The following is a 6474-nucleotide window of genomic DNA, read 5'->3' on the forward strand; positions in this document are numbered from 1 at the left end:
TAACTTCGACATTTCAGTAAGCGCTGCCCGCTTCCCGCCACCCGCTGCCCGAAAAGGGCAGGCCACCTTTGCTTTTGCGGCCAGTAGCCAGCGGCCAGCGAGCTTAACAAGTCTCTGTCAAATACGGAACTTAATTCCGGGACAATTCCTTAGCGCACCAGCAGGCCCTGAAACTCCGTTCTATCAGTGCGCCATTATCTTTACAGCAGAATGCTGCTGAAAACAAAACCGGCCACCACAGAGAACACAATCGCCATCAGACCTGGCAGCATAAAACTGTGGTTAAACACATACTTACCAATGCGGGTCGTGCCAGTGCTGTCAAAGTCGATAGAGGCAATGATCGGACCGTAGTTAGGGACAAAAAAGTAACCGTTAACGGCCGGGAACATAGCGACCAGAGACGCTGCTGGCAAACCAAGAGCCACACCCAGAGGCATCAGTGTCGACGTGGTCGCGCCCTGGCTATTAACCATCACAGACAGAATAAACAGTGCGATGGCAAATGCCCATGGAGCACTATGAACCAGATCTGAGATACTGCCTTTGAGCAGCACATCGTGGGCAGCGAAAAAGCTGTCGCCCAGCCAGGCAATCCCGAAGATAGCAATAATTGCACGCATACCGGCGAGGAATACATCACCACGGCTTGCTTCACCAACATCAGCTTTACCCAGCCATACAATCAGTGCAGATACCACCAGCATGATGATTTCAATGGTGTGCGCCATGGGCATGGCAGAGCCATTGAACTGAGGACGTAAAGCAGGAATAGCTCCCATCACAACCACCATAACGGCACCTGACAGGAACAGCAGAACGGAGGTTTTCGCGCCTGGCTTCAGTTCAGCAACAGAAACCGTGGTGGTTTCTTCCATCTTGCGTCGAAACTCCGGGTCTTGCATACGGCGCTGAAATTCAGGGTCATCCTTCAGCTCTTTACCCAGCTTATTGGTCACCAGGGCAGCGAGGAACAGGCCAACCATGGTTGCCGGAATCGTGGTGCCCAAAATCTGTCCCAGGGTAATGTCATACTTTGTCGAAACAATAGTCAGCATGGCAACGGTGGCAGCCGCAATCGGGCTGGCAACAATACCCACCTGAGAGGCGATGACCGCCATGGACATAGGCCGCTCCGGGCGAACACCCGTACGGCGGGCAACTTCGGCAATCACGGGCAGCACAGAGTAAGCGACGTGACCAGTACCGGCAAACATGGTGAAGAAGTAAGTCACCGCCGGTGCAATAAAGGTAATACGCTTTGGATTTCTTCTGAGAATACGTTCAGCCAGCTGTACCAGGTAGTCCATACCTCCGGCAGCCTGCATACAGGCGGCAGCAGAAATCACAGCCAGAATCATCAGCATTACATCAATCGGTGGGGAGGTCGGCTGAATACCGAAAACAAAAGAGAGAATGGCAAGACCCACTCCCCCCATCAAACCAAGACCGATCCCCCCGATACGTGCACCAATCAGTATGCACAGAATCACAATGGCCAACTGCAGCAAGATCATAATTACCCCCAAACAACGCAAAAATGCTGTCCAAAACTACAAGACAAAACTGCCTCGCTGCTGTGGGAAGTCCCTTAGGCTGTGAGAGCTGAGAGAAAACTGTGCCATTAATCGAGGATAAAAAATCGGTTTTGCAAGGTGAATAGCAAGCTATGTAACGAACAAAATCGGATTTTCAGCCCAATTTAATGCCGCCACAACAGGGCAACATATTTTCAACACAGAATCCTGGTAGCAGAGAGGCAGAGGAAAAAGTGAGGGCAAGTGTACGAGAGTTATTTTTTATACAGATTGACTTACAGCAACATTTTCAACTTCGTTTAAATAATTAGTAAATTTGCCTGTCAACGGTAATCAAAGAAGAATAAATGACCTGATTTTTCTAAAAATACAACAAAAAATTAATAAAGGAGTGATGAACAGGCCACTTTTAAGCAGGTAATAAAAGAAAAGTTATACCGGAGAATCTATATCGACAAACTCATGCTCAATGCCCGTTTCATCATACAGCCAGCGAGCCAGTGCCTGAACGCCATAACGCTCGGTAGCATGATGACCAGCGCTGATATAATGAATGCCATTTTCCCTGGCAAAATGCACCGTTGACTCTGAAATCTCACCACTGACAAAAGCATCCACCCCCAGGTTCAAGGCCTTATCAATCATGCTTTGAGCGGCCCCGGTACACCAGGCGATGGTTTTGATGGAGTGGTTTCCTCCGGCAATCACCAGTGGATCGCGCCCAAGCTTGCTGGAAATTTCCTGACTCAACTCATCCAGCGACAGTTTTCGCCCAGTTGTTCCCCAGTTACCAACCGGTAATTTGGCTCCCGGCTCCATGCCACCCACGACATCCCAACCCATTAAGCGGGCAAGCTCCACGTTATTGCCAAACACCGGATGGGCATCCAGTGGTAAATGATAGGCAACCAGGCTGATATGGTTCGCCAGCAGCGTTTCAATGCGCCGACGTTTGCTGCCGGTAATCACCGCATCTTCACCACGCCAGAAATAGCCATGATGAACCAGAATGGCATCAGCCTTCAGTTCAATGGCCCGGTCAATCAGCGCCTGACAGGCGGTAACCCCCGTGACGATTTTCTTTATCGGCGAGTCTGCGCCTCTGCTGGCTTCGACTTGAATACCATTGGGACAGTAGTCTTTGAACAGACCGGGCTGTAACTCCTGATCCAGTAATGCCACCATTTCTTTTAATGTCATATCTTGTGATGTCGGCGCCATCGGTTCTCTCCATCCTTACATCGCTGTATATTAAGAATCGTATTTTGTTGACCTCATTATAATCACATCACGGCAATTCCCATGGGCTGCGAATGAAAAAACTGCTTAAGTCGGTTGGCTTACCCACCCTGATCGGGCTATTCACCGCGATCACAGTTCTGCTGATCAAGCCAGAGTTCGGTGGTATTTCAGAAAAATCCCGCAACCGCTTCATTGAACAATCCACCAGAGTGTTCAATTTCACCGGGCAGGTTTCCTACAGTGATGCCGTGAAAAAGGCAGCACCGGCGGTGGTCAGTATCTCCACAAGCACTCTGTCACAGCGTGGTGACAGCAACCTGCCCCTACCACATAGAACCCATGCCCGCAACACCCCGGAAGGTTCCGGCGTTATTGTCGATCCTGAAGGTTATATCCTGACCAATCATCATGTGATTCAACATGCAGCCAGGCTGACGATTACTTTGCGCGATGGCCGGGAAGTCAAAGCCAGCATTATTGGCACCGACCCGGAAAGTGATCTTGCTGTGTTGAAAGTCAACCTGAAGGATTTGCCTTATCTGGACCTGGTGGACTCTGGCAGCGCAGAAATCGGTGATGTGGTGCTGGCCATTGGCAACCCATTTGGACTGGGACAGACGGTGACCATGGGCATTATCAGCGCCACCGGCCGTAATGACCTGCAACTGAATACCTATGAAGACTTTATCCAGACCGATGCCGCCATCAATATCGGCAACTCCGGTGGTGCCCTGGTCAATGCCTATGGTGATCTGATTGGCATCAGCACGCTATTGTTTTCCCGTGGTGGTGGCAGTGAAGGGGTAGGCTTTGTGATTCCTTCCAATATGGCCCGCTTTGTAATGGACTCCATCATTAAATATGGCCGTGTGATTCGGGGCTGGCTGGGTATTGAATCGCAGGCACTGAGCTCTGCACTGGCAGAAGCCTATGGCATCAGTACGAAAGTTGGCATTTTAATTACCGGGGTTTATGAAGATGGTCCTGCCGACCAGGCGGGTTTGAGACGTGGTGATATTCTTACCGGCATCAATGGCCAGAGCACACGGGATGGTCGCAAGGTAATGAATATGGTGGCCCGTATTCCACCGGGCCAACAGATGACCATGCAGGTGTTGAGGAATGGGGAAGCGATTGAGTTAACCGCACAGGCAACGACAAGGCCGACCATTGTTAACTGAATGTGCTGGACTAGCCGGTTTATACCTGTATCAGGAATTTTCACAGCATGGTAAGCCTAATTCCGAAAATACGAGCCGCCTCCGGAATTACCCATATTGCCACCGAAGCAGTAACCACTGTGATAGGTGCCGTTGTCTGAAAACGGGTCAATGCCTGGCATTTGCCTGAATCCCTGAGCCTTGGGTTGGTCTTTGTGATAGACAGCTTTAAAGTATGATGTCAGGTTAATCCCATGGGAATACAGGGGTCTCTCAGTGTTAAGCTTTATGTACTTCACATCTCGCGAACCCAATTTTCTTGTACGGATCTCAAGCGATGAATTGCTAATCACTTCAAGGGGGGTATCCCGGTGTTCGGAGCAATAAACATATTCCAGTCGTTGCTGCTGAAAACCCGGTTTTAATGGCACATTATGGTCTTGTGATTTATCGCCAACGCTGGGAGTGACTGGGTAAAACGTTGTGATAACTGCATAATGACCTTCTAATGCTTTGAGTGCTCCTGCTTGTGAGCCAAGCTTCTTTTCTACTACTTCCGCATCATTGCGAGCATTGCAAATAGAGAATAGATGGACGTAGCAGTCGCAATCTTTGATCTTGACCAATTTTCCACAAAGCGGAAGCCTTTGAGTCAGGGATATGTTTTGGGTGTCACCTGGTTTGTGAACTAACCAGTTGTCACTTTGACTGGAGACAGTCAGGATACGAGTTTTACAACCGGTTTTCAGAACGGCCACCTTAGCATCATCGGGATTGAAAACAGGATTATTATTGAGCTTCAGAAATTCATCATCCAGTTTATTGCACCAAGAAATGCTGGGAATGCGGCCACTACTTGCATACATAATGATATCTCCCAGAATTAGATACGCTTTATTATTTTGATTTACACCAACAATCCTGTCGGAGTTAAGATATTTGACTTCCAATTCAGACAAAAGTTCAACAATTATCCTGCCTGCTTTGGTTTCCGCAACTGGCTGGCTGTGGAAACGCAGCAATCTTGAAAAACACCGGTTAAATCGTCAGCGGGTTGTAAACAAAAGCTTTTAAGGAATCCTTCAGTGGCAGACAGTCAGAGTCTGTTGACAGCATATCTGCCAACAATGTCCGATTTTTCACCAGGCGTTGACGAATACAAGTTCGGGCACAGACCTTAAGCGATCCGGGTTGATAAACGGGTATATGATTGCGCAGGGAATCGATTATTTCGGGGGCGGCCCCTCCACGTTCAGCACTCTTCAGCGCTGTTCGGCCCAGCTGGTTACGAACACTGGGATTGGCACCATTGTCCATCAGAATCCTGACAAATTCTAAGTTGTCATTCGCTACCCCCACATGCAGCGGTGTATCGCCATCTTCACCGTGGGCATTGGGGTCAGCGCCGTTAGCCAGCAAGAGCTTGAGCAGCTGGACAGCGCAGCCATCCTCTCTGTTTACCACAAAATTCAGCGTGGTCTGGCCAGAATTGCTGCAAGTATTGGGATCAGCACCGTTGGCCAGCATCAGCCTGACCTCAGCAACAGGGCGCAGTTTTTCTACCAGACAATTCAACATGGTTCGGCCAGAAGTGTTGCACAGGTCCGGATCGGGATTGGCACCGTGGGCCAACAGTGTATGGACAATATCGGTATGTTGTTTAACTAGTGCCTTGTAAAGTGGGTTCAAGGTCCAGACGCCAGACTTGTCGGGGTTGGCATTGTGAGCCAGCAACTTGTCAACTATTTGGCGTTCCCCTTGTGCCGCGGCTTTATTGAGTGGGGTAAAACCGAACTGGTCAGGTATATCGGGATCAGCACCGCGCTCCAACAGAGTGCTTACAGCCGAAAGATTGCCACAGATAACGGCACATTGCAGGGGGGTACGGTTCAGTGCAGTTAAAGCATTGAGATCGGCGCCGTGATTCAGCAGGCAGTTCAGGAGCATGCCGGTCTGTTCGTTGCTGTTCCTTGTGGCAAAATGCAGCGCAGTAAAGTGACCGCTGTCACAGATTTTCGGGTCTGCTCCCCGGTCAAGCAAGGCTTTGACGGCGTCATAACTGCCATGCCAGGCAGCATCAAGCAGCTGGTGGTTGATGGCTGGCAGGTCACCATATCTGACGACTGATGCCAGTTTGTCGTCCGTCGATAGCGGTAATCTCCGGTCACTTGCCGAAGCTGCGGCAAATCCTGGATTGTTGTCTGCAGAGGTGCCCGGCTGCTGCAGAGACAGCAAAGGCTTTGCAGGTAAACTCCCGGTTGGTGCCTGCGGATGGTCATTTCCCATCCAGGGATACAGACATTGTCTGATGCTTGAGAACATTTCGTTAAAGAGTCAGTGGGTTGGACACAAATTTGGTTAAAGGATTTGGCAACTGCAAGCGTTTAGATTCTATTGACAACGGTTTTACCCGGTTTTTTTTCGGGGTCATCTGTGGCCGCATCAGGGTGGCACGAATACAGTTTCGGGCACAAATCTGCAGCGATTTGGGTTTAAAGGGCTCACGCAGGGCATCAATGATGCGAGGAGGTGAC

7 protein-coding genes are annotated in these 6474 nt (G+C 49.8%); 2 read left to right on the forward strand and 5 right to left on the reverse strand.

Annotated features, from left to right (window positions below):
- On the forward strand, window positions 1–220 hold a 220-nt coding region (locus tag KDK15_RS17720; protein ID WP_257296721.1), incomplete at its 5' end, for a hypothetical protein.
- Here the strand turns inward: KDK15_RS17720 and KDK15_RS17725 are convergent.
- Both KDK15_RS17725 and KDK15_RS17730 read right to left on the reverse strand, forming a co-directional pair.
- Entirely contained in the window at window positions 201–1517 is a 1317-nt protein-coding gene (locus KDK15_RS17725; protein ID WP_257296722.1) for an anaerobic C4-dicarboxylate transporter family protein, read from the reverse strand. The two genes, KDK15_RS17720 and KDK15_RS17725, sit on opposite strands and share 20 nt — an antisense overlap.
- A gap of 453 nt (window positions 1518–1970) precedes the next feature.
- Window positions 1971–2759: a Nif3-like dinuclear metal center hexameric protein gene (locus tag KDK15_RS17730; RefSeq protein ID WP_306800385.1), complete on the reverse strand. Its 789-nt coding sequence runs from the start codon at window positions 2757–2759 to the stop codon at window positions 1971–1973.
- Between the two features lie 92 nt (window positions 2760–2851).
- On the opposite strand from KDK15_RS17730, the gene KDK15_RS17735 reads away from it, so the two are divergent.
- Window positions 2852–3961 carry a S1C family serine protease gene (locus KDK15_RS17735; protein ID WP_257296723.1) on the forward strand — a complete coding sequence of 370 codons (1110 nt, stop codon included), beginning with the start codon at window positions 2852–2854 and terminating at the stop codon, window positions 3959–3961.
- A gap of 56 nt (window positions 3962–4017) precedes the next feature.
- Here KDK15_RS17735 and KDK15_RS17740 read toward each other — a convergent pair whose 3' ends face one another.
- From KDK15_RS17740 to KDK15_RS17750, 3 genes are all read right to left on the reverse strand, one after another.
- Entirely contained in the window at window positions 4018–4962 is a 945-nt protein-coding gene (locus tag KDK15_RS17740; protein WP_257296724.1) for a hypothetical protein, read from the reverse strand.
- Window positions 4963–4978: 16 nt separating this feature from the next.
- On the reverse strand, window positions 4979–6226 hold the full coding sequence (locus tag KDK15_RS17745) for an ankyrin repeat domain-containing protein (protein ID WP_257296725.1): 1248 nt from the start codon (window positions 6224–6226) through the stop codon (window positions 4979–4981).
- 40 nt (window positions 6227–6266) lie between these two features.
- Window positions 6267–6474 (reverse strand): hypothetical protein (locus KDK15_RS17750; protein ID WP_257296726.1); only part of this gene is annotated, 208 nt, incomplete at its 5' end.

This window comes from Endozoicomonas sp. YOMI1 (assembly GCF_024606345.1).
In the GTDB taxonomy this organism is placed as follows: Bacteria; Pseudomonadota; Gammaproteobacteria; order Pseudomonadales; family Endozoicomonadaceae; genus Endozoicomonas.